The sequence below is a fragment of the Paenibacillus sp. J22R98 genome (assembly GCF_059383835.1).
In genome coordinates this window covers 186,290-209,695 of record NZ_JBXENW010000010.1, presented here as the reverse complement: position 1 = coordinate 209,695, position 23,406 = coordinate 186,290, and the positions used below count along the sequence as shown (strand labels likewise).

Here is a 23,406-nt window from a genome sequence, read left to right as displayed (position 1 = left end):
ATTTTCGCAGTCGATTTTCCCTGTAAAAACAGCCCTCGAACAAGCAATCTTAATTTTGGTCACTATCATATAAGAAATGATCCGTATAAATGATGAAAGCGCTTCATGTATAGTGGGGATATAGAAATGAAGGAGGCAGACGGATGACGGAGACACATGCGATCTCGCAGGAAAGCTTGATCACATGCGAAGCGTTGAAGAAGCTTCCGGTCTTTTGAAACGTTTCTACTTAGTGGAGAAGCAAGTGATGCAAGAACACTCAGCGGCGCTTTGATAAAAGCGGCCAAGAAATGAAATAAAGAATAATCGGTGGCATTATTGCAAACGCTGTCACGCCTTATCGAAGGGAATATGCAGCAGCATAGCATGACATCGAGGATTGTCTGACCTCAGGTTGAAATAGAACCACTACGCAAATTGCCTAGGAGGTGAGGGCCGGCTCTACATTCTGGTTGGAATAAGGACAGCCGTCGGCACTTGAAGAAATTTTGGCATCAACGATTCAGCAGGATTACTACTAGTAAACAGGGGGTTTCATGAACATGAAAAAGAATTACAAAGTTAAGCTTGCCTCTCTTACACTGTGTCTATCGTTATCGCTCTCGCTCGCAGCTTGCGGCAACAACAACGATACCAGCGGTTCGTCGGACTCAAATGAAACCGCTGACATCTCCAAGCTGTTAGATCCGAACTCGGAACCGAAAGATCCGGGCAAGTACTCTCCGGCTATTGAAGTAACGACGGTTCATACAAACAACGGCATTCTTCAAAACATGCCTAAAGACATTACGATCGAAAACAACATTTACACAAAGACTTGGGAAGATAAGCTTGGCATCAAGCTGAAATATAACTGGACCTCGCCGGGCGAGCAAGCCGAAGAAAAAATGAACCTAATGATCGCAAGCGGCGACCTGCCTGACTTCTTCTACGTATCGCCGTCACAGTTCGAGAAGCTGGCGTCGACAGGCCAACTGGAAGATATTACGAAAGTCGTGCAAGATTATGCTTCCAAATATACAAAGCAGTATTTGACAGGCGACTACCTGGGACTGCTCGAAGCCGTAACGAAGAATGGCAAAATCTACGGTTTGCCTAATGGTATGACCTACCATGACCAAGGTAACATGCTCTGGATCCGTGAAGACAACTTGAAGAAAGCCGGCCTTGAGGCACCTAAGACGGTTGCTGATCTGGATAAAGTGCTTGAAGCGTTCAAGAAGAATGACTACGACGGCAAAGGCAACGAGAAATACCCGATTCCGCTTGCAGACGCGAGCATGGATTCGACAAACTGGGGTATCGGCGGCGCGTTCTTCAACATGTTCCATTCCTACCCGGACATTTGGGTGAAGAACAGCAAAGGCGAGCTCGAGCACGGTATGTTCGGTGAAGAGTCCCGTGAGAATACGCGTGCAGCGCTATTGAAACTGCAAGAGTACTACAAGAAAGGTTACATCCACCCAGACTTTGCATCGCTTGACAGCGCGAAATACAACGAACAAATCGTGAACGAGCAATCGTTTGTCGCTTTCGGCGGACTGTGGGATGCTTGGTGGCCGCTTAACCTGGAACTTGAGAAGAACCCGAATGCGAAATGGGAGCCAGTAGGCATTCCGTCCGTAGACGACAAGCCGGGCAAATCGTCCGTTACAGCGGCAACCGTACTTGGTGTCAATGTAGCGAAGAAGGGCGTTAAACACCCTGAAGCGCTTGTAACGATGGCGAACCTGTTCCATGATTTGAACAACAATCCGGAAACGATGCAATTCGGTAAATACAACACAGATCCAAAAACGAACGCAGGTATCTTCCAGCTGTACTCGATGCCAATCTACAACCCATCGTTCAACTACCAAGCTTTTGTTGACATTAGCGATGCGTTCAAAACAAACTCGACAGATAAACTGTCCGAAGCATACAAACTGTTCTATGATCAAGCCAAGTCTTATGCAGATAAGAACGACGCTACCGGATTCCCGTCCTACCTGTCTTACACAGATAAAGGCTCCCTGGCTGTTGTAAATCAGTACATCCAGGAAAAGAGATTCGAGATGAACGAGTACACAGCAATGCCTACGCAAGAAATGCTTGATAATGCGCCGATCATCAAAAAAGCATGGGACGTTATGTTCCTGAACGTAGTGAAGGGTGCAGACATTAGCCAATATGATGATTTCTTGAAGCAATACGATTCCATGTATGCTTCCGCTGTAAACCCTGTAGTGAACAAATGGTTTGAAGCGAAGAACAAAGAAAGCGTTCAAGAGTGGTTTGAGAAGAAATAAGGAACCGGAATAGGGCATGCAGAGTTCGGATGGCAAGCAGATCCGTACTCTGCATCTCTTCTTATCCTTAAATTTAGTCATCGTAAGGGGCGAGCTTATGAACGCTTTCAAAATTCCAAAGAAGCAGCTAGCACTGTATCTGATGCTGATACTCCCAGTCGTAGTCGTGTTTATTTATTCCTATCTCCCGATGTTCGGGGTTGTCATGGCATTCCAGAAGTATGAGCCAACACAAGGCTTCTTTGGCTCCAAGTGGGTCGGCTTGGATCATTTCAAGCGGTTGCTGCTCATACCTGACGTTAAGCAGGTTGTTGCCAACACGCTCTTTATTGCAACGATGAAAATCATCGTCGAAACGGTTGCGGCCATTGCGGTTGCCATTCTTCTCAATGAAATTGTATCTAAAGTGTTCAAACGTACCGTGCAAACCATTGTTTATTTTCCGTACTTCCTTTCTTGGGTTATCCTCGGCGGCATTTTTAGAGACATGCTCTCTCGTGATGGTTTAATCAACGTAATGCTTGGCAAATGGGGCTTTGACCCGATTATTTTCCTTGAGAAAGCTTCATGGTTCCCTTATATACTTGTAGCTACTGAGACTTGGCAAATAACCGGCTTCGGTACGATTGTATATCTCGCAGCGATTACGACAATCGATCCGACGCTTTACGAAGCGGCTGTTATGGACGGCGCAAGCCGCTTCCGACAAACGCTGAATATTACTCTTCCAGGTATGAAATCTACGATTGTTCTAATGGGCACATTGAGTCTTGGCTATATTCTCAATGCCGGCTTTGAACAGGTACTTATGCTTTACTCTTCGGCTGTCTACTCGACAGGCGATGTTATCGATACGTGGGTCTATCGGATGGGGATTCAGCAGGCGCAATATTCGTTAGGTGCTGCGATCGGCTTGTTCCGTTCCGTTGTCAGCCTAATACTCATTGTTGCATCGTACGCTCTGGCCCGCAAAATATCGGATCATCGCATTTTCTAAAGTCTGGAGGGGAATTCAATTATGGTTGATCGTTCGTTAGGCAGACGTATATTTTTGAACTTGAACGGCTTGTTGTTCATTCTGTTCTCACTTGCCTGTCTCATTCCTATGCTTCACGTACTTGCGATCTCATTCAGCAAGAGCAGCGCGGTAACGGCTGGGGAAGTTACGTTTTGGCCGGTACAGTTCTCGCTGAAATCGTATGAATATATTTTGAGCAACTCCGAATTTTGGACGGCTATGCTGGTTTCGGTTAAACGCGTGTTTCTTGGTGTATTTATCAGCATGTTCCTTACGATTCTGGCGGCCTATCCGCTTTCCAAGAGCCAAGCGAACTTTAAGCATCAGTCGTTCTTTGCCTGGTATTTTGTCGTGACGATGCTGTTCTCCGGCGGTCTTATTCCGACCTTTATGATCGTGAAGAACACTCATCTATACGGTACGATTTGGTCGCTCGTCATACCTGGCGCGATCTCCGTATTTAACGTGCTGCTCCTCTCCAACTTCTTCCGGAATATTCCGAAGGATATCGAAGAGTCGGCGTACATGGATGGCGCAGGGCATTTCCGCATTCTAGGCACGCTGTATCTCGCGTTGTCCATGCCGATTATTGCAACGCTGATCGTATTCTCGGCGGTTGGACACTGGAATTCATGGTTTGACGGATTGATCTATTTGAAAAGCCAGAAGGACTACCCGCTGCAGTCTTACTTGCAGACGATTCTCGTGGAATCGAACAGCAGGCTGCTTACGAAGGCGCAAGCGCAGCTCATGAACAAAGTATCGAACCGTACGATCCAGGCGTCGCAAGTGTTCATTGCTTCGCTTCCGATTCTGATCGTGTATCCGTTCATGCAGAAGTATTTCGTTTCCGGCATGATGGTCGGTGCGGTAAAAGAATAGATTTTCATACAGCTAAAAAGCCGACCCTTGCAGGGTCGGCTTTTTGTATTGTAAGCGATGGTCGGGCGTTAATGCGTATCCGTTGTCTTCGGATGCTGGGCATCGCCGAATTGGCGAGGCGTCATGTTCGTATGCTTCTTAAATACCTTGAAGAAATGCCGCTGACTCTCGAAGCCGGTCTGCATCGCCACCTCGCTTAGCGGCAGGGAAGGCCGGGAGATGAGCAATTCCTTCGCTTTGATGACCCTGAGCTGCTGAATATAGGCGAGTACATTCATGCCGGTTTCTTTCTTGAACAGGAAGCTGACGTAGTTTGGATGAAGCCCGACATGTTCTGCGACAGAGGTGAGGGAGAGATCCTTCACATAGTTCGCCTCGATAAAGTCGAGAATCTGCCTGCTCGCTTCCGGCTTCTCCGCATAGTCATGCTGCTCAGCGTCGGCGATGAGGATCTCCTGCTCTTCAGCCTCATGCTGCGCCTGCTCCGCGAGGGCGGCCTGGCCAAGCCGGGTGAGCAGCTCTTCGAGCTGTTCATCGTCGATGGGCTTGAGCAGATAGTCGATGACCTGCAGCCGCAGCGCATCCCTGGCATAGGAGAAATCATCATAGCCGGATAAAATAATGAAGCGGCTGCACAGCCCCTCGTTCTTAGCGGCTTGGATAAGCTCCAGCCCGTTCATCTCCGGCATGTTGATGTCGGTCATGACCAGATCGGCCCCATGCTGCCGCAGCGTCTCCAGTGCTTCCTCCGCGCTGGAGGTGCCTGTTATGTCTGTGAAGGGTGTATGGAATTGTTTGATTTTGCGCAGCAATCCACGTAGGATCGGCGCTTCATCTTCAACGATGAGGAGCTTCAACGGCATTTTCCTCCTTCGGCATCGATAATGTAATCGTAGTTCCTGCCCCAAGTTCACTTTCGATCTTAAGCCCATAGGCGGGTCCGAAATGGCTGATCATGCGCTCATGGACATTCATAACGCCGATTCCGCCCTGCTCCGGCTCCGGCTCTTGGATCATCACGATGCCATCGAGCTTCTGACGAAGCATTTCAAGCCGTTCCGGCGGAATACCGGCCCCGTCATCTTGAATTTGCACAAACGCTAAAGGGCCTTCGCTATACAGCCGTATGCGCAGCGTACCTGTACCGCGCTTCCTGGATATGCCGTGCACGATGGCGTTCTCCACCAGCGGTTGAATGATAAATCGCGGACAGCCGATGCGCAGCAGGCTTTCGTCTTCCACTTCAATTTCGTACTGAAGCCGCTCTTCCATCCGTACCTTATATATTTGCAGGTAGCTGCGAATATGCGAGAGCTCGTCCCGCAGGACGACATATTGGCTTTTGGACAAGCTGTAGCGAATCGATTGCCCGAGGGCATAGATCATTTTGGCTACGTCAGGGCTTTCGTTTTCCTCAGCCGCCATTCGGATCGCCTCAAGCCCGTTGTATATAAAATGCGGGTTGATCTGGGCTTGCAGCGCCAGATAGGCTGCTTCCTTCTGCCTCAGCTGGGAAATGTCTACCTTGCTCATCAGCTCGTCGTTGCGGTCAATCATTTTATTGTAGGAAGAGACGAGGAAGGCGATCTCGTCGCTGTCCTGCTCTTCTTTATATTTGGCAAGCAGGTTGCCCCGCATATGTTTGCCGAGCTTCACAATCCGTTGAACAACGGTGGACACCGTGAAGAAATAGGCAAAGGAGAGGATCAGCAGCAGGGCACTGATCATCAGCAAGTAGAAGAGTACGGAATTTTTCGTTTTCTGGAAGAGCTCGCTTGTCGGTGTCACGGTCAAAATCGTCGAGGACAGCCGCGGTACATAGAAGTTGTTCATCAGCAGCTGGCCAAGCTCCGAATCCATGTACTGCAAGGATTTTGACTTCTGAACGGACGAGTAGATTCGTGTCTTATCAGTATCGGAGAGCGGCAGCTTGGCCGATAATGCCACAATTTCAGTATGGGTGATGCCCTTCCTCGGATTGCTGTCTTCGGCCATGTAATAGTGCAGCGGCGTACCTTTGACATCAGAAGAGTGGAACATGCTGGACAAGAACGTGTATTTCAGCCTGATTTCCATAAGCCCAATCGCATGGGTGAAGTCCTCATTGTACAGCTTCTTATAATAGATCATCTGCAGCGCGGAAGGCGTAGACATTTCCTGCAGCCAATAGCCTTCCCCGACCTTCAACTTGGAGGCTCGCGACGGAATGCTGCCATCGCTGTCCACGATGCTTGTCCCCATGTTTCGCACATTCGGGTTTGACTTATAGATTCGGATTTGGTCGATGTAGAATGAGTTGCTTTTATAGAAGGAAAAAAGCGGGACAAGCTCTTTCAGATAGACGGATACCTGCTCGGACTCCGTCTTGTATTTGCCTGAAAGCAGGTTGTTTAGCACCTTGTTCGTTTGGAATACATCATTGATCATCTCGATCTGATTCATGTTCATCGTCAGAGAGGAGCCGAATTGCTGAATGAAGTATTCACGGTTATTGGCAAAATCCTTCAGCGCATTATTGTGAATTTGTTTATAGTACAGCATCCCGATACACACGGTGGGCAGCAGAATGATGACGATATAGCCGATAATCATTTTCTTAACGATACCGATTCGAAGTTTAAACAGCTTCAGCCCATTCACCTTCTTCTGATGTAAGCGTGATCTCCCAATTATAATTCACTTGTCGCGTAATATACTACATGGCATAGGCATTTAATATCATTCAATTTTCATGCTATGATGGATGGAGCACGGCAAGCAACCGGGAGAGGGGGCTATTGCGAATTGAACAAGCTAATGAAAGCCGTTTCTTTAGTTGTGGCAGCATCCTTAGTATTGGCAGGCTGCGGAGGCGGCAACGCAACCAAGTCGGGAAATGCTGGAAGCAATGAGGCGAATCCCGAGCATGTTGATTATTTTAAGCTTCCTGCGCCGGTTGAAATGAGTGTTATTAAGTCGGTTGGACCCAGCTCGAAGCTGAAGCCGGGCGAAACGATTGAAGATAATGAATATACGAATTATGTGTTTAACAAAACGAACATTAAGACCAAGGTGCTGTGGGACGCGACCTCTACGGATTTCGATCAGAAAATGCAGCTGGCCATCGCAAACAATGAGATTCCGGACGCGATGATTGTGGATGAGAAAACCTTCCGCGCCATGGCTGCGGCTGATCAGCTGGAGGATTTAACAGCGGTCTACAAGCGATATGCTTCGCCTCAAATGCAGGATTTCTACAAGTCCACGGAAGGCAAAGCGCTGGAGAAGGCGACCTATAAAGGCAAGCTGATGGCGCTGCCGAGCGTGGCGATTCAAGCGGATGCACCGTCCATACTGTGGCTTCGCCAAGACTGGCTGAATAAAGTGAATCTGAAGGCGCCTAGGACGATCGAGGAGCTGAAGAAGGTACTCCGAGCATTCATCGAGAAAGACCCGGACGGTGATGGACAAGCAGATACCATTGGATTAACGGGGAATGGCTTTCAGCTGGCAACGGAGGGCGGCGGCATTCACGATTTCAAAGGGATTTTTAATGCCTTTAATTCCTTTCCGATGATCTGGATCAAGGATGAGAATGGCGAAGTGGTATACGGGTCCACGACGTTTGGCACGAAGCAAGCGCTTGTTGCGATTCACGAAATGTATGCGGAAGGCTTAATCGATAAGGAGTTTGCGCTCCGCAAAAATCCGGACGAGCTCGTTGCAAATGGCAAAGCCGGTGCCTTCTTCGGCCCTTGGTGGGTGCCTTGGGCATTGATCGACGCGCTGAAGCATAATCCGAAGGCGGATTGGAAGCCATTCATGATTGAGGATGCAAACGGTCAATATAATATTGCGAGCGTTCCGGTGAGCAACTTCTTCCTCGTTGTTCGGAAGGGATATGAGCATCCGGAAGCGGCGGTTGTCTACTCCAACATGCGCGTGCAGGCGGAACGTACGCCGGATGAGCAGGCGAAGAAGCTGGACCCGGGGCATGGCCTGTGGCCGCTGCTGATGACAATCGACTATGCCGACGCGGCAACGCGCAAGCATGATCTGCTGCTGGATGCTTTGGCAGGCAAGGTGAAGAAGGAAGACATGGACGGCGAAATGCAGCTCGTATACGAGCAAGAGATGCGTGACCGGCGAAACCCGAGAAAGAATCCGGATGATTGGGCTGCACCTGCAGCATATTTGATGGGAGCGGGCATACTGAAACTACCGATGAACGTGACCGATCCGGTGTATTCGGCTATGACGAAGACAATGGAGACGCGCTGGGCGGATTTGCAGAAGATGGAGATCGAAACCTTCTATAAGATCGTGCTGGGCGATGAGCCGATAAACGCGTTTGACCAGTTCGTGAAGGATTGGAAGGAGCAAGGCGGCGACAAAATCACCGAGGAAGTCAAAGAAGAGCTGAAGAAGTAAGCTGCTCGAACCGCATCTTGTCGGGAAATGGATTGCGGCAACCAGGTGTTTTTTCGGATTAACGATTGATAGAGTAACCGTTTTCGGGTTATAATAACGTATTCCGTGCCCGCGCACGAAGCTTGGGACTGGTTATAATTATTCGTATAGGAGTGAACATTAATGGCAACGAGAATTTACCTGATTGGCGCAGGCTTCATCGCCCGCACACACGCAGAAGCGGCTTATAAATTTTACGGGGAAACACCAACTGACATCGAACTGAAGGTTGCTGATCCGAATCCGAAAGCACTGGCTAGCTTTGTTGAGCAATTCCCGCATGCGGTTGCGTTCGGCGATATGAAGGACATGCTGGCAGAAGAAGCACAAGAGCATGATGTCGTGGTCGTATGTACACCGCCATTCACGCATTTCGAGCTTTCCAGCTATGCGCTGAAATCCGGCCGTCACGTGCTTTGCGAGAAGCCGCTTGTTATGAACGCAGTCGAAGCGGATGAGCTTTCGCAGCTGGCGAAGGATCAAGGCAAACTGTTTGGCGATTGCAGCGACCGCTTTATCGGTCTTCCGAAGACGGAGCAAGTGAAAGCGATTGTTGCTTCCGGCGCCCTGGGCGAAATCTACAAAGTGAGCTTCATTCACCGCGATCAGCGCGGAAGAGCCGGCGTCGAGTACCAACCGGAGAGCCGTTGGTTCTTGAACAGCAAGCTTTGCGGCGGCGGTATTCTGACGGACTGGGGTCCGTACGACTTCACAGTACTTGCTGACATTCTTCAGCCATCTGCTGTAGATGTACTTGGCGGCTGGATCAGCAAGCCTATTACAGGCGCAGACCCGCAAGATGTGGTTTACGATGTGGAGCATAACTCCGGTGCTTTGATGCGTTACCATGCACAAGGCCAAGAACGTCCTGTACTCGTACAATATGAGCGTTCTTCCTGTACGCATGGTGAAGCTTACTCCTTGGTTGAGATCGAGGGTACACTAGGCGCAGTGAAATGGTCGCCGTATTTCGGCGGAGATGCAGTCGTTCACCGCTTCGACGAGCAAGGCTCTGTAGCAGAGAAAGAAGCGCAAGTTCCGAATGACAATGCGTACAGCTTTATGGATGCGCCGCTCTACTTCTTCGTAGAACGCGTGCTGGGTCATGACTCGGCAGCACTCTTGAATGAAGATGCGGTGTTTAACTTCAAATGTATCCAAGCGGTATATGAGAGCGCGGCATCGGGTAACATTCAATCCGTTAAACGCGGTTAGTTTGTGAAGGTATAGATGTCTTTCCGAAAAAGCGATCATTACCGGCATTTTGCCAGTAAATGGTCGCTTTGTTGCCTTATTTGCCCGAGCACAGCGGTTCATAAATGAAGTATAATGGGTAAAATTATAGTTTAACGATTGCTTGTCGAAATAAGTATTGTAATTCCGAGTATTCCGATGTATGATTACGAATATCAAATAAACTCTTCATAGAGATACTTGGAGGATGAGAGAATGCGCAGCAAGAGAAGTTTACCCGTCGTGATCGTTCTAGCCCTACTTACCCTGGTAATCAGTGCATGCTCCGGTGGCAATTCGAACAATTCGAACTCAGCTTCGAATAACGCTCCGGCCAATAATACACAAGCGTCTGACAATGCGGGTACCGACGCATCGCAGCCGAAGGATGGCGGCAGTCTCATTATTGCTGTAGCGGCTGATCCGACAATTCTTAACCCGAACTACGCAAGCGACCGTGTCAGCCTAACGATTGACCAAGCGCTGTATGCGCCATTGTTCCAAATCAACAACGGTAAGAAAACGTTCTATCTGGCAGACAGCTTGACGCCATCTGCTGATAACCTTACTTATACATTGAAGCTGAAGAGCGGCCTGACTTGGCACGACGGCGAGAAGCTGACTGCTGATGACGTTGTCTTCACATTCAATAAAATATTGGAAGAGAAACAAAACAGCTTCCTGCGCGGCAACCTGATCATTGGCGGCAAGCCAATTGAAGCGGTTAAAGTGGATGATACTACTGTTGACTTCAAGCTTCCGAGCGTAAGCCCGGCATTCGAAGCAACCTTGGTCCAAATCACGCCGATTCCGAAGCACATCTTCGAGAACGAAGCAGATATTGAGAAAAGCACGAAGAATGCAGCGCCAATCGGTTCCGGTGCATTCAAATTCAAAGAATACAAAACAGGCGAGTACCTGACGCTTGATCGTTTCGATAACTACTTTGGCGGCAAACCGCATCTGGATTCCATCACGTACCGTGTCGCGAAAGATGCTAATGCAGCGAACCTTGCTCTGCAAAGCGGTGAGATCAACGTGAAGTACTTGGATCCGCAAGACGTAGCGACAATTGATGCTACAGGCAATTTCGAGATTAAGCCTTATAGCGAAGGTCGTCTGTCTTACCTGAACTTCAATGCAAACAGCGATACTGGCATCCTGAAGAAGAAAGAAGTTCGTCAAGCACTGTCTTATGCGCTAAACCGTGAAGAACTCATTCAAGCGGCTTACTCCTCTGCTGATTATGCAGAACAGGCTCATTCGATCCTGACGCCGGATACCCTTTACCAAACGAATGACGTTGCTTCATTTGACAATGATACAGCGAAAGCGAAAGAGCTGTTGAAAGCGGCCGGCGTTAAAGAAGGACAGAAGCTGCGTTTCATCGTATCAAGCGGCAATAAAGTTCAAGAGTCGGTATCCCTATACGTGCAACAGAAGCTTAAAGAAGTCGGTCTTAATGTAGAACTGCAAAATATGGATGCATCGGCTTTCGGCGATAAGGCTTACGATCCGAAGGCAGCTGATTTCGAATTCTTCGTTGGTGGTTACATTATGGGTTCTGACCCTGATGCATACAGCATCTTGTACGCGACAGGTGCTGACTATAACACGACACATTACTCGAATGCGGAAGTAGACGGCTTGTGGAAACAAGGCGCTGCGGAAGGCGATACTGCAAAACGCGGCGAAGTGTACAAGAAGATTCAAGAAATCGTTGCGGATGATGCTCCTCTCTTCCCAATCGGTTACACCAAAACAATCGTTGCCATGGACAAGCGCTTTGGCGGCTTGGATGAAGCGGTTCTGAAACCAGTCGTCATCTTCGAAGATCCGTCCAAACTTTATTTGAAATAAGAACGTTCAAAAAATAAGCTGGATCGTTCCAGCTTATTTTTTGCTACTTGAAAGCAAGGAGAATCCAGCATGAGACAGCTCATTGCCAAACGATTATTGCAGACCATCCCGATGCTCCTCTTCGTCTCGGTTGTCTGCTTTGCTATGATTAAGATGGCTCCGGGTGATCCGGTGCGCTCTTTTATTACACCAAGCATGCATGCCGATGTTATTGAGCGAATTCGGCATAATATGGGGCTCGACCAGCCGGCGTATGTACAATATTGGCAATGGCTCAAGGCATGCCTCACGGGCAATTTAGGCTATTCGCTTGTGAATCATCAACCGGTGATGCAGCAAATCGTGGAACGCCTGCCTGCAACAGCGGGCCTGATGGGTGCCGCGATTGGTTTGGCGGTATTGCTTGCGATCCCGCTTGGTCTGCTGGCAGGGGCATACCGCAATAAATGGGTGGACAAGCTGATTAATTTCCTCTCTTATATCGGTATTTCTGTGCCGCTGTTCTGGCTTGCTATTTTATTTATCTATTTCTTCGCGGTTAAGCTGCACTGGCTGCCCAGCATGGGAATGCGGACAATCGGTACGAGCTCTGCTTGGGATGTATTCAAGCATGGGATTCTGCCTTGCCTCGTATTGGCGTTCGGATTCATGCCCGGTTACGTACGCTACATCCGTTCGAGTACGATTGGACAATTGAAAGAAGACTATGTGCAAATTCAATATGCATTCGGTTCAACTCGAATGAAGATTCTATATCGCCATGTCATGAAGCATGTTCTGCTGCCTGTCATTACGCTGCTTGGGCTGTCCATGGCAGATTTGGTGGCGGGCGCTATCGTGACGGAAACGATATTTTCTTGGCCGGGTATCGGATCACTGGGCATGACGGCCGCGAGGGGAATGGACTATCCCATTATTATGGGCATAACGCTATTCTCATCCGTGATGCTGATACTGGGGAATTTGGCCGCGGATCTACTGTACGGCATAGCCGATCCGAGAATCAAACAGACGAGGTGACTTCATGAATCGCACCAAATGGCGCAATGTTAGAAACGAGCTATTGTCGAATAAATTTGGTATCGCGGCCGTCGTCATATTGGCGGTGCTGACGATTAGCGCCATTCTGGCGTTTCTATCGTCTCAGGATCCGAATCAATTGAATGTACTGGAGCGGCTGAAGAAGCCGAGCTCGGCCCACTGGTTCGGGACGGATGACTTCGGTCGTGATTATTTTACGAGGGCGCTGTTCGGCGGCCGTGTATCGCTGATGGTTGGTTTCGCATCGATGTTGGTAGCAACGGGGATCGGTGTCACCATTGGGGTGATTAGCGGTTACTTCGGGGGCAAGCTGGATAATGTATTGATGCGCGGCGTAGAGGTCATCATGTCGATTCCTTCATTCCTTGTCTTACTATTACTCAGCATTTTCTTGAAGCCGAATGTAGGCAGCATTATTCTTATCATTGCTTTATTGATGTGGATGAACATAGCACGGATTATTAGAGCGGAGACCATGACGGTGAAAGAGCGCGAGTTCGTTCTGTATGCCAAAGCTTCAGGGCAAAGTGCCATCGGCATTATTATTCGTCATATTCTGCCGAACCTGATGCCCGTCATTATCGTAGGCGCAACGACTACGATCGGGAACGCCATCATGATGGAGTCGTCCCTTAGCTTTCTCGGCTTTGGGGTGCAGCCGCCCAGCGCGACATGGGGCAGCATGCTCAACAATGCGCAGGGTTATATCGCACAAGCGCCTTACTTGGCGGTTTTTCCAGGACTATTCATACTACTGACGGTTCTTAGCTTCAACGTGCTGGGCGATATTTTGCGCGTCGGATTTGAACCGAAGCTCACTCGGAGATAACCGGTGAACAGCAGGCACAAGGGAGTGAGTCACAGATGACAAAACGGTTACTGACCGCTACGGACCTTAAGGTTTCATTCTTCACCCGCGAAGGGGAGAATCAAGCTGTCCGCGGCGTCAGCTTTCATATTGATGCAGGGGAAACCGTCGGCATCGTCGGCGAATCCGGCAGCGGTAAGAGCGTAACAGCCAAAGCGCTGATGGGGCTTATTCCGCCGCCGGGCAAGGTGCTGCAAGGGGATATAACGTTTGATGGGAAATCCATCGCTAATCTAACGGATAAAGAATGGCGCAAGCTGCGCGGCAATCGGATCGCGATGGTATTCCAGGATCCGATGACGGCGCTCAATCCGGTGCAGCGGATTGGCGATCAGATGGCGGAAGTCATTCAGCGGCATCGCGGCTTGAAGCCGAAAGCGGCACTCGCCGAAGCCATCGAAATGCTGCGACAAGTCGGCATTACGGAGCCGGAGCGGCGCGTACGTCAGTATCCGCATGAGTTCAGCGGCGGTATGCGCCAGCGGGTTATGATCGCGATGGCGCTGTCCTGCCAGCCGGAGCTGCTGATTGCCGATGAGCCGACGACGGCGCTCGACGTGACGATTCAAGCGCAAATTCTCGATTTGCTCAAGGATCTGAAGGAGCGCACCCAAACGGCAGTCGCGCTCATTACGCATGATCTGGGCGTAGTGGCGCAGGTGTGCAGCCGCGTTGTTGTTATGTACGGCGGCATGGTGATGGAGGAAGGACCGGTAGAGCAAATCTTCTACAGTCCGCAGCATCCTTATACACAAGGACTGCTTCGTTCCTTGCCTAAGCCAGACAAGGGCTCCAAGGAACGGCTGGTCCCGATCGACGGCACGCCGCCGAATCTATTGGACCCGCCGCCGGGCTGCCCGTTCATGGCACGCTGTCCGCATGCCATGTCCAAGTGCGCCGAGCTGCCGCCGGTTACGGAGGTTTCGCCGGGGCACCGCTCGCTGTGCTGGTTAACGGTTGATAAGGAGGGCGGCAACCATGAGTGAACGACGCGATGAGTTGCTCGTAGAAGTGCGCGGACTTAAGAAGCATTTCACGAAGAATACGGATGTATGGGGCAGACCGACCGAGGTGCTGAAGGCCGTTGACGGCGTCAGCTTCGGCATCAAACGCGGAGAAACGTTCGGCCTTGTCGGCGAGTCCGGCAGCGGAAAGTCTACTGTCGGCCGCTGCTTGCTTCGGCTGTATGACTATACAGCGGGCGAGGTTCATTTTGACGGCCATGAGCTGTCATCGCTTGGCGAGCGGCAGTTGAAGCCATTCCGCCGCCGCATCCAATCGATTTTCCAGGATCCGTATTCGTCGCTTAACCCCGGCATGAACGTGCTTGAGCTGATTGGGGAGCCAATGGATATTCACGGGCTGCATCGCGGCTCTGAGCGTAAGGATGCCGTGGCTGCATTGCTGGAGAGGGTTGGACTTAAGCGAGAGCATTTGCTTCGCTATCCCCATGAGTTCAGCGGCGGTCAGCGCCAGCGGATCTCGATAGCAAGAGCATTGTCGGTGCGACCTGACTTTGTCGTATGCGATGAGCCGATCTCGGCACTCGACGTATCCGTTCAGGCGCAGGTCATTAACATGCTGGAAGATTTGCAGCAAGAGTTTGGATTGACGTATCTCTTCATCGCGCATGATTTGTCGATGGTGCGGCATATTTCGGATCGGATCGGCGTCATGTACGGCGGCCGTTTGGTCGAGGTGGCATCAAGCGAGGAGCTGTATGAGAATCCGCAGCATCCTTATACGAAGGCGCTGCTGTCTTCGATTCCGGTACCGGACCCGCGTGCAGTAAACGAGCGAGTGATCTGGACGAAGGAAGCCGGGGCAGTCGTGCCGGATTTGCGGGAAGTTAGCCCGGGACATTTTGTGGCTGTGGAGTAAGATCTGATTGATATAGCAGGGAGGAAATCATGATGGCAGCAGAAGGAACGGAACGGGTGAAATTATCCCAATGGGACGCGATGCTGATTGAATCGCTTCGTGTACTGGGCTGGTCGGACGATGAGCTGATTCAACGCACTCAGCAAGGCGACCTGCCGAAGGACGACACCAGCATCTACGAGTTTAACTACGAGGAGCTGGCGGCATTCGCTGTCAAAGAACCTGCAACGTTCGAAGCTGCGGTTCGCTCGGGTTACCAGATCAAGTACAACACCATTCGCGGCATCCGCAGCTGGATTGCCATTGCATTCGTCCAAGAGCCTGAGCTCGTGCTGGAGGAAGGTCGCGAAGCTGTTATCGCTACGCTGACGCCGGCTGAGAAGGCACGTCTGGCGGGCGTCTTGTCGCATGGTTGGACGATTCTCGGCGGTGACGGCGAGGAAGCAGCAGGAACAGGAGCGGCGGTGTATCAGATCGTGCCGCAGCCTCAGGCTTAGGATTTAGTATGAAAAGCTGTCCCCAAAGTGCAACTTGTGACTTTGGGGACAGCTTTTTTGTGTTGGCAACATCGCTCCTATGGGGCAGCCTTTCGCATTTCCGATCAGATGGTTTGACTCTAACGAATCCCAGGGGGCTTATTTGGGCCAAATGAGCAGGTTTGAAATTCTAACGAATCCCAGCCGTCTTATTTGGCATCAAAACGCCCGTTCTCACTCGAATTTCCCTTAATAAGGCTCCTACGATTCGTTAGATTTTATTTAGGGGGATTTTCGCCCAAATAAGACCTCTACGATTCGTTAGCCGCATACGGCCAGGGCCAATGTTGCGCAAAGAGTCACAAAGGGAAACATTCCTGAGGCAACCGACTCACCAGTGGGTTGCCTCAGGAATGTGTAGCTCAGGGGGCAATACATTCACAGGAATAGCTAACTTACTCCGTATGTGTGGCCTTGGGAGCAACACATTCACTGAAATCGCCAACTAACTGCGATTGAGTAGCTCAGGGGACCACACATCCACTGAAATCGTCGACTAACTGCGCATGAGTAGCTCAGGGGGCCACACATCCCCTGAAATCGCCAACTAACTGCGCAATAGCCCTGAGGCCGAACTCCTCATAAAGGTGCTTGCGGCACCGCCTCCGGTCTCATATACCTGTCGCGGAACACCGAAGGCGTGACGCCTTCGGCGAGTCGGAAGCGCTCGATGTAGTAGCTCGGCTTTGAGAAGCCTACCTCAAGGGCAATCTGCTTCACGGGTTTGGACGTTGTAATGAGCATTTGCTTCGATAGCTCAATACGCTGCATGTTCAAATACGTCAAGGGCGGCATGCCCATCTGCATATGGAAAGTCCGGCTGAAATAAGCCGGGCTTATTCCGCATTGATCGGCGAGCTTCTGCAGCGGCAGATCCTTGGCGCAGTTCATGCGCATGAATTCCGCGGTGCGTCTGATGGCATGTACCAAGCCGGTCTCGCTAGGCGCGTTTAGGTCGACGGAATGAAGCAGAATTTCGAGCAGGATCTCATACGATAGCGCGGCATACCGAGGGACATAGGACATGTCATTCTTGCTTGCTGCGTTCCAAAGCTCTCCCATGAGCGCGATCAGCCGCGTGTTGCCTTCAAACGAGAAGGCCCATACATCACCGATCCGCTTATCGCCGATCAAATCCCGAATCCCTTCCCCGCTCAAATAAATCCACCACACTTCCCACGGGTCATCGGCGTACGTTCCGAAATGCTGATACTGATCCTCCGCATAGACGAAGCCCATGCCGGGCTTGAGCTCAACGGAGCCAACGCTCGTTCGAAGCCAACCGCTGCCGCGTACGACAAAGTGAATATTGTAGAAATTCTCGGCATAACGCATGCCGTTAACATAGTGGTTCGGCTCATCGTAGATATGTCCGACACCGATCGGGTAGGCCGGGAAACGGTTGAAATCAGGATTGGCTAAAAAATGGGCATCGTACATCTTCTTCAGCTCCGCAAAAAGTTGGTATAAAAATCGCAAAAAGCAGGTATCCGATTCGTGATAATAATAGTATATATTGAGTTTATGGAAGACGGAATAACAAAATCATCATACTTCATAAGTGGAAGGACGCTGGAGCATGGAATATACGACATTCGGACGCACGGGATTGAAGGTATCCAAGCTTGGCCTTGGAGGAGCGCCGATCGGAGGCGACTTTAAGGATGTCAACGAGGCGGAAATTGAGCGTGTCATTCACGAGTCGCTGGATCTGGGCATTAATTTCATCGACACGGCCCCGTTATACGGAGGCGGCTTATCAGAAGAACGCTTCGGCCGGGCGCTAGCCGGCGGAAGACGCGAGAAGATTGTACTCGCCACGAAAGCGGCGCGCTTCGATAAGGATTATGATTACGCAGGCATCATGAACTCCGTCGAAGAAAGTCTAAAGCGCTTACAGACGGATCATATCGATCTGCTTCAGCTCCATGATGTGGAGAAGAAACCGTATGACGTCATCATCAACGAAGCGATTCCGGCGATGCTGAAGCTGCGGGAGGAAGGCAAGATTCGTTTTCTCGGCGTAACGACGCGCAACCTGGATTTGCTGAAGCGTTATATGGAGACGGATGCATTCGACTCCATCCAGTTCTACGCGCGGTACATGCTGCTCGACTATTCGGCTGCCAAAGAGATCATTCCACTCGCCAAAGCGAAGAATATCGCGGTTATTAACGGCAGCGTGCTGGGCATGGGCCTGCTGGCGGATGCGCCTGCAAAGTTTCTAAATGAAGAGCTGATCGGAGAAGCGGCTAGGCGGATGGAGAGTCTGGCTTTTCTGAGACGCACGGAGCCTAAAGGGCTGGTTGAACCGGGCATGCGTTTCAGCCTGCAAAATCCGGATATTCATGTCACGCTGACGGGCACTGCATCAAGTAGCTCGCTGCGCGCCAACATCTCTTATTGCGACGGCCAAGGCTTGGCGCCGGAGGATCACAGCCGAGTGATGGGTTTATTCGCCGACAGCCCGTCCTTATTTGTCTAATCCCGCCCCGCAATCATTAACGACCTATACTAATTAACCCCCTAAAGGAGCGTTTACGACCATGGCCTATATTGTGAAAAACACCCATACGATCAGCGATGAATTGCTGGAGGAATTGAAGCTTGTCAGTGTGAGCACAGCTTCCCATACTCTTGTAGAGATGGGGTACCGCAACGCTTATATGCAGGGCATTATGCCGCTGAGTTTCCCCGAAGGTCAAGAAAGCGCGGTAGGCCGCGCCGTAACTTTGCGTTTCATTCCACTGCGCGAAGACCTCGTGAAGCAGCAGTATGATACATTGCCGGAATCGCCGCACCGGGTTGCGCTGGAGTCGATTACGCAGAATGATGTGCTTGTTATCGATACCGGCAGCCATATGGAAACAGGCGTTATCGGCGATATTTTCACACGTCGTCTGCGCTACCTTGGCGGTCAAGCTATTATCGTCGATGGTTGTATTCGCGACTTGCAGCGGGTAAAAGCAGTTAATTTCCCCGTACTGGCAAGAGGCGTTCACGGCGGAGCGATCCCACGCTCGCTGATGTCCGTCGGTTTCAATGAACCGATTCGCTGCGGCGGGGTATCCGTTGTGCCGGGCGATATTATCCTGGTAGACCGTGACGGAGCTGTGGCTATTCCGCCGCAATGCGTGGAGGATATCGTGAAGATTGCCAGAGCGCATGATGAGCTGGAAGAGCGCTGGATCAAAATGAAACTCGACGAAGGCGCATCCCTGCACACTCATTACCCGCCAAACGCAGAAGCGAGGATCGAATTCGAGAACTGGAAGAAGGAGAACGGCTATGCTTAAACTGCAGGCTAATCTTGCTTTCTATGAGCCGCCGAAGTGGGCGCTTCTGGAACGCCAGCTCATTAATCTGATGAATGACGCAGTAGATCCGTTATTGGAACGCTACATCCGTCCTGACGGCACGATTCTGTGGCCAACCACGGATACCCATACGGGCATCGACGCGTTAGACGATATGTACGAGAGCTTTTTCAATTGGCCGTTATTCTATATATTGGGCGGTCATGAGAAGTTCAAGACGTTATCCAAGAAGGAATTCGACGCGATTACGGCGCAATTCGCGCGTTATGATTCCGGTACCGGCCACAAAATGGTCGAGAAGGAATATGAGCAGGGCTATGATTGGTTCCACCAAGGCGAAGGGTATACGATGTTTTATCATATGGGCTTGATGGACCCAAATGACCCGGTTATCAAGGAGCGGGCGAAGCGTTTTGCCGGACTATTCCTAAACGAAGACCCGGAAGCGATCAACTATGACCCGGAGAACCGCATCATTCCATATCCGCATTCCGGCAGCAAAGGTGCGACGGACCGCAATTTCAAGACACATTTTAGCGGCTGGTACTATATCGATTGGATGAAGCATTACGGACTTCATTTCCAAGACGTGCCGGGCGTAACGACGCTGGATGATCTGAAGCATGACGAAGGCGCAATGGCGATGGGCAAAGCGATCGTGGAACGTGCCTCGCGCGGCGATATTCCGCTCAATTTGCTCGCCACCAGTATGGTGACCAATGCGTATTTGCACACAGGAGATCCCAAGTACAAAATGTGGGTGAAGGAATACGTGGACGCTTGGATCGAAAGGGCGAAGCAGAACGGCGGTCTGATTCCGGATAATGTCGGGTTGAATGGGATTATCGGGGAGCATAACGGCGGCAAATGGTATGGCGGTTGGTATGGCTGGACTTGGCCGCATGGCTGGGTCAGCATTGGCCAAGGGGTTGGCGTAGCTGCACAAAATGCGCTACTGCTGGAACGTGATCCAGCATATATGGATTTTCTGCGCTCGCAGCTGACCTTCATGAACGATAAGGCGATTGTCGGGGAGGATGGCACCCGTTATCTGCCTAATAAATTCGGCGATCCGGGTTGGTACGCGTACACGACCTCGAACATTATTCTTGATGATGACGGGAAGACGGTGACATGGGAGGATCATGCCTTCGAGTTTACGACCATTGAGCCGTTCTATCCGACGCATCTCTGGTACATGTCGATGCAAGAAGCCGACCATGCGCTGCTTAAGTCGCTGCGCAATTACGCGAAACCGGACTACAATCAAATCCGTTATTTCCGGAACAAGGACCAGGCCGGGCATGATTATTGCTGGGTTTCCTATTTGGAAGGGGAATATCCAAGCTATCCGGAAGAGATCTTGAATTACAATTTGACTCAAATTTATCAGCGCCTTAGCTTCATGCGCTCGGATACGGAAGACCCTGCCGGCTATCGTGACGATTACTTGCAAATTCGCAACACGGTAACGCTGGAAGGCTTGCTGCAGCTCACACTCGGTGCGCCGTCTCCGCTGTATAACGGCGGTCTGCTGCAGGCGCGTCTCCGCTATTACGATGCAGATGCCAAGCGACCGGGATTGCCTGCCGATGTGGCGGCGCTGGTCGAGAAGCTGGAAGCCGACCATACGACGGTGAAGCTGGTCAATCTTCACCCGACGCAGTCCCGCAGCGTCATCTTGCAAGCAGGCGCATTCGGTGAGCATCAATTCACGAATGTGGCCTACACGGTATTTGGGGCCGCAGCGAACGATGGCAGCCAGCTTAGCGCGTCCACGACGATGGAGAAGCTGCCGAGCGGGTTATTCAATCCGCAATCGGCAACAGCTACGGCGGAGGTCAACGACAAGTGGCTGCAAGTGACGATTGAGCCGGGCAGTCACACGACGCTTGAGCTTGGCATGACGCGTTTCGTAAATGATCCTTCCTATCAGGAGCCTTGGAGTGAATAACATGACAAATGAAATCGAACGGATCATCTGGATTTCTGCCATTAAGCCGGGCATGGAAGAGGCGTTTCTGACCGAGATAGCGGCAGCGGATGCTTCATTAAAGGAGCGGCTGAAACAGCAGGGCGTAGAGACCTGCAGCGTATTTCGCGAAGGGCGGTACCTCTTTACGTACTTGGAGCAGCTGCAAGGCGGCCCTAGCGACAGCGCTAGCAAGCATGTCGAGCGGGCTCGCTTATGGTCGGCGGAAGAGAAGCTCTCCGCGCTGCTAGAAACATGGCCGAGTATCAGTGGAGATGCAGGCACGTATGAGCTGCGCATGAACGATATTTTTCACGATGATCTTCCGTTGTCCGACGTACCTTGGCGGGCTCCTGATTACCGGCCCACGCAGCGGGTTGGCAGTCTGTCGAGGCTGAAGCCGGATCAGTATGCCAGCTATGTATTCTTGCATTATCAGCTGCAGGAAGAGAAACCAAGGCTGTTCAACAAATATTATATTATCGGCAGTTTAGGCGAATATATCTTCTCGTACCAGGAGCTCCCCGCGATCGTGGAAGCACCTCGGAAGGGGCTGCTGTCCACGAAGGAGACACCGCCTGATTGGGGAGTGGCGATGGAGCCGCATTTTGAGCCGTGGACGGAAAAGCCGGAAGCGGAGAGGCTTTGGTGCGTGATGGAAGAGCTGTTCTTTATGGGCCGAGAGTAGGCAGCTGCGCAACAGAAAAAACCTTACCTAGCTTGGAGGTGCGAACCGCCGATGCAGGGTAAGGTTTTTCATATTGCCGCTTAAACCGACTGCTTATCAAACAGGTTAAACATGATATTGTAGATGATCGCAGAGAATGCGGCCAGAACGGCGAGCAACGTAAACGTCCAGGTGAAACCAATCCAGCTGGTAAGCGGTATGGTAAGCGGCGAGAGCGTCCGTCCAAGCGTGTAGCGCAAGCTGGCAGCGGCAAAATATTGCCCGCGCATCTCCTCCGGCGCAAGCCTTGCGATGAAGGCTTGCTGCGGTCCTGCGGACATCAGCTCCGCCAATGTGAAGATCGCAATTGCGAGCGTGAACCCCCAGAAGGTGGACATGAGGCCGAACATCTGAATGCCAACGGCATAGAGCAAAGCGCCTCCGATAAAGATGTAGCGGTCGCGGAAGCCGACAATCCACTTGGTTACAAGCACGGTGAAGAGGGCAACAAGCAGTCCGTTCTCCGATACGATCAGGCCAAACAGCTGTTGACCGGTGACTTCCAGGTGCCAGTCCTTGAACGACAAAATCGTAGCCTGCTGAATGGTTTCCTTCAAGAAGACCGGGAACAAGAGGTCGAGCTGCATGAACGTTTGCGAGAGCAGCACGCCGGCAATGGTGAAGAGCAAGAAGACACGGTCTGTCGCGATAACCTTGTAGTCCCGCAGCTGTACAGCAACGGAGCGGTACCAAGGATCACCGGCATTGGAGCGTTTGCGTTCGGCAAGTTTCTCCGGCAGCGTCTCCTGCAGACGGTAGTTCATGAAGAGAGCGAGCAGCATGCAGATAATGGCCGCTATAACCAGCACGGTGTAAGGATTGTCTTCATAGAGGATCGATCCGAGCAGGGGTCCGACAACGACGGCCACGTTAGCCGCAGTATAGAAGATGGCGAAGACGCTCGCTTGATCTTTCTCTTCGACCACATCGGCGACCATCGCTTGGCTGGCCGGCCAGTACAAGGCACCGAAGAAGCTCGCCATCGTGAAGCCGATAAAGCCTAGAATTGGCATCGACAGCCAAGGAGATGCGGCAATGGCGAACAGTCCATAGCCGACCGCTTGTCCATAAGCGGCAAAAACCATCATGCGCTTGCGTCCGAAACGGTCCGCGCAGTAACCGCCTAGTAAATTTGCAAATACGGATAAGAGCTGCGACAAAACGAGGAGAATGCCGGTCCAGCCTTTGCCGAACTCGCGGGTGAAATAGATGGAGAGGAAAGGAAAGAATGTCCAGAAAATAACGTTAAAAGCAGCTTCTCCGCCAAGGCGGATTTTTAAATTTGAATCCCAATCTCTGATTTTCATGTTGTGCAAATCCCTCTGGTTCTAAGT

19 protein-coding genes are annotated in these 23,406 nt (G+C 51.1%); 15 read left to right on the top strand and 4 right to left on the bottom strand.

Annotation, left to right across the window (positions count from 1 at the left end; genetic code table 11):
* Positions 1-542: 542 nt before the first annotated feature.
* The 3 genes from AC50Y3_RS24890 to AC50Y3_RS24880 all read left to right on the top strand — a co-directional run bounded on the left by AC50Y3_RS24890 (position 543) and on the right by AC50Y3_RS24880 (position 4,188).
* Entirely contained in the window at positions 543-2,288 is a 1,746-nt protein-coding gene (locus tag AC50Y3_RS24890) for a type 2 periplasmic-binding domain-containing protein (RefSeq protein ID WP_494821421.1), read from the top strand.
* A gap of 97 nt (positions 2,289-2,385) precedes the next feature.
* Complete coding sequence (locus tag AC50Y3_RS24885) at positions 2,386-3,285, top strand: ABC transporter permease (RefSeq protein ID WP_494821420.1); 900 nt, start codon at positions 2,386-2,388, stop codon at positions 3,283-3,285.
* A gap of 21 nt (positions 3,286-3,306) precedes the next feature.
* Positions 3,307-4,188 (top strand): carbohydrate ABC transporter permease, encoded by an 882-nt coding sequence (locus tag AC50Y3_RS24880; protein ID WP_494821419.1) that lies wholly within the window; start codon positions 3,307-3,309, stop codon positions 4,186-4,188.
* A 68-nt stretch (positions 4,189-4,256) separates the two neighbouring features.
* Here the strand turns inward: AC50Y3_RS24880 and AC50Y3_RS24875 are convergent, their stop codons facing one another.
* Positions 4,257-5,045 (bottom strand): response regulator transcription factor, encoded by a 789-nt coding sequence (locus AC50Y3_RS24875; protein WP_494821418.1) that lies wholly within the window; start codon positions 5,043-5,045, stop codon positions 4,257-4,259.
* Entirely contained in the window at positions 5,026-6,828 is a 1,803-nt protein-coding gene (locus AC50Y3_RS24870) for a sensor histidine kinase (RefSeq protein ID WP_494821417.1), read from the bottom strand. Before AC50Y3_RS24870 ends, AC50Y3_RS24875 begins: the two co-directional genes overlap by 20 nt.
* 144 nt (positions 6,829-6,972) lie before the next feature.
* Here AC50Y3_RS24870 and AC50Y3_RS24865 point away from each other — a divergent pair, with 144 nt between their 5' ends.
* The 8 genes from AC50Y3_RS24865 to AC50Y3_RS24830 all read left to right on the top strand — a co-directional run bounded on the left by AC50Y3_RS24865 (position 6,973) and on the right by AC50Y3_RS24830 (position 16,017).
* Positions 6,973-8,598, top strand: a complete 1,626-nt coding sequence (locus AC50Y3_RS24865) for a type 2 periplasmic-binding domain-containing protein (RefSeq protein WP_494821416.1) — start codon at positions 6,973-6,975, stop codon at positions 8,596-8,598.
* A gap of 162 nt (positions 8,599-8,760) precedes the next feature.
* Positions 8,761-9,852 (top strand): Gfo/Idh/MocA family protein, encoded by a 1,092-nt coding sequence (locus AC50Y3_RS24860; protein WP_494821415.1) that lies wholly within the window; start codon positions 8,761-8,763, stop codon positions 9,850-9,852.
* A 234-nt stretch (positions 9,853-10,086) separates the two neighbouring features.
* Positions 10,087-11,730: an ABC transporter substrate-binding protein gene (locus tag AC50Y3_RS24855; protein ID WP_494821414.1), complete on the top strand. Its 1,644-nt coding sequence runs from the start codon at positions 10,087-10,089 to the stop codon at positions 11,728-11,730.
* A 69-nt stretch (positions 11,731-11,799) separates the two neighbouring features.
* Positions 11,800-12,750 (top strand): ABC transporter permease, encoded by a 951-nt coding sequence (locus tag AC50Y3_RS24850; RefSeq protein WP_494821413.1) that lies wholly within the window; start codon positions 11,800-11,802, stop codon positions 12,748-12,750.
* Between the two features lie 4 nt (positions 12,751-12,754).
* A complete protein-coding gene (locus tag AC50Y3_RS24845) occupies positions 12,755-13,600 on the top strand; it encodes an ABC transporter permease (protein ID WP_494821412.1) in 846 nt (281 codons plus the stop codon).
* A gap of 35 nt (positions 13,601-13,635) precedes the next feature.
* Complete coding sequence (locus AC50Y3_RS24840) at positions 13,636-14,625, top strand: ABC transporter ATP-binding protein (RefSeq protein ID WP_494821411.1); 990 nt, start codon at positions 13,636-13,638, stop codon at positions 14,623-14,625.
* The gene (locus AC50Y3_RS24835) at positions 14,618-15,520 is read left to right on the top strand and encodes an ABC transporter ATP-binding protein (protein WP_494821410.1); all 903 of its coding nucleotides are present in this window, start codon (positions 14,618-14,620) and stop codon (positions 15,518-15,520) included. Before AC50Y3_RS24840 ends, AC50Y3_RS24835 begins: the two co-directional genes overlap by 8 nt.
* Positions 15,521-15,552: 32 nt before the next feature.
* Positions 15,553-16,017 (top strand): hypothetical protein, encoded by a 465-nt coding sequence (locus tag AC50Y3_RS24830; protein WP_494821497.1) that lies wholly within the window; start codon positions 15,553-15,555, stop codon positions 16,015-16,017.
* Positions 16,018-16,635: 618 nt separating this feature from the next.
* Here AC50Y3_RS24830 and AC50Y3_RS24825 read toward each other — a convergent pair.
* Complete coding sequence (locus AC50Y3_RS24825; protein WP_494821409.1) at positions 16,636-17,496, bottom strand: helix-turn-helix transcriptional regulator; 861 nt, start codon at positions 17,494-17,496, stop codon at positions 16,636-16,638.
* A gap of 139 nt (positions 17,497-17,635) precedes the next feature.
* On the opposite strand from AC50Y3_RS24825, the gene AC50Y3_RS24820 reads away from it, so the two are divergent.
* The 4 genes from AC50Y3_RS24820 to AC50Y3_RS24805 all read left to right on the top strand — a co-directional run bounded on the left by AC50Y3_RS24820 (position 17,636) and on the right by AC50Y3_RS24805 (position 22,033).
* Positions 17,636-18,541 carry an aldo/keto reductase gene (locus AC50Y3_RS24820; RefSeq protein WP_494821408.1) on the top strand — a complete coding sequence of 302 codons (906 nt, stop codon included), beginning with the start codon at positions 17,636-17,638 and terminating at the stop codon, positions 18,539-18,541.
* Between the two features lie 61 nt (positions 18,542-18,602).
* Entirely contained in the window at positions 18,603-19,352 is a 750-nt protein-coding gene (locus tag AC50Y3_RS24815) for an RraA family protein (RefSeq protein WP_494821407.1), read from the top strand.
* The gene (locus AC50Y3_RS24810) at positions 19,345-21,327 is read left to right on the top strand and encodes a DUF8034 domain-containing protein (protein ID WP_494821406.1); all 1,983 of its coding nucleotides are present in this window, start codon (positions 19,345-19,347) and stop codon (positions 21,325-21,327) included. Before AC50Y3_RS24815 ends, AC50Y3_RS24810 begins: the two co-directional genes overlap by 8 nt.
* A complete protein-coding gene (locus tag AC50Y3_RS24805) occupies positions 21,320-22,033 on the top strand; it encodes a hypothetical protein (protein ID WP_494821405.1) in 714 nt (237 codons plus the stop codon). The genes AC50Y3_RS24810 and AC50Y3_RS24805 overlap by 8 nt, the downstream gene beginning before the upstream one ends.
* 80 nt (positions 22,034-22,113) lie before the next feature.
* On the opposite strand, the gene AC50Y3_RS24800 is transcribed toward AC50Y3_RS24805, so the two are convergent.
* Positions 22,114-23,379: an MDR family MFS transporter gene (locus AC50Y3_RS24800; protein WP_494821404.1), complete on the bottom strand. Its 1,266-nt coding sequence runs from the start codon at positions 23,377-23,379 to the stop codon at positions 22,114-22,116.
* Between the last annotated feature and the right edge of the window lie 27 nt (positions 23,380-23,406).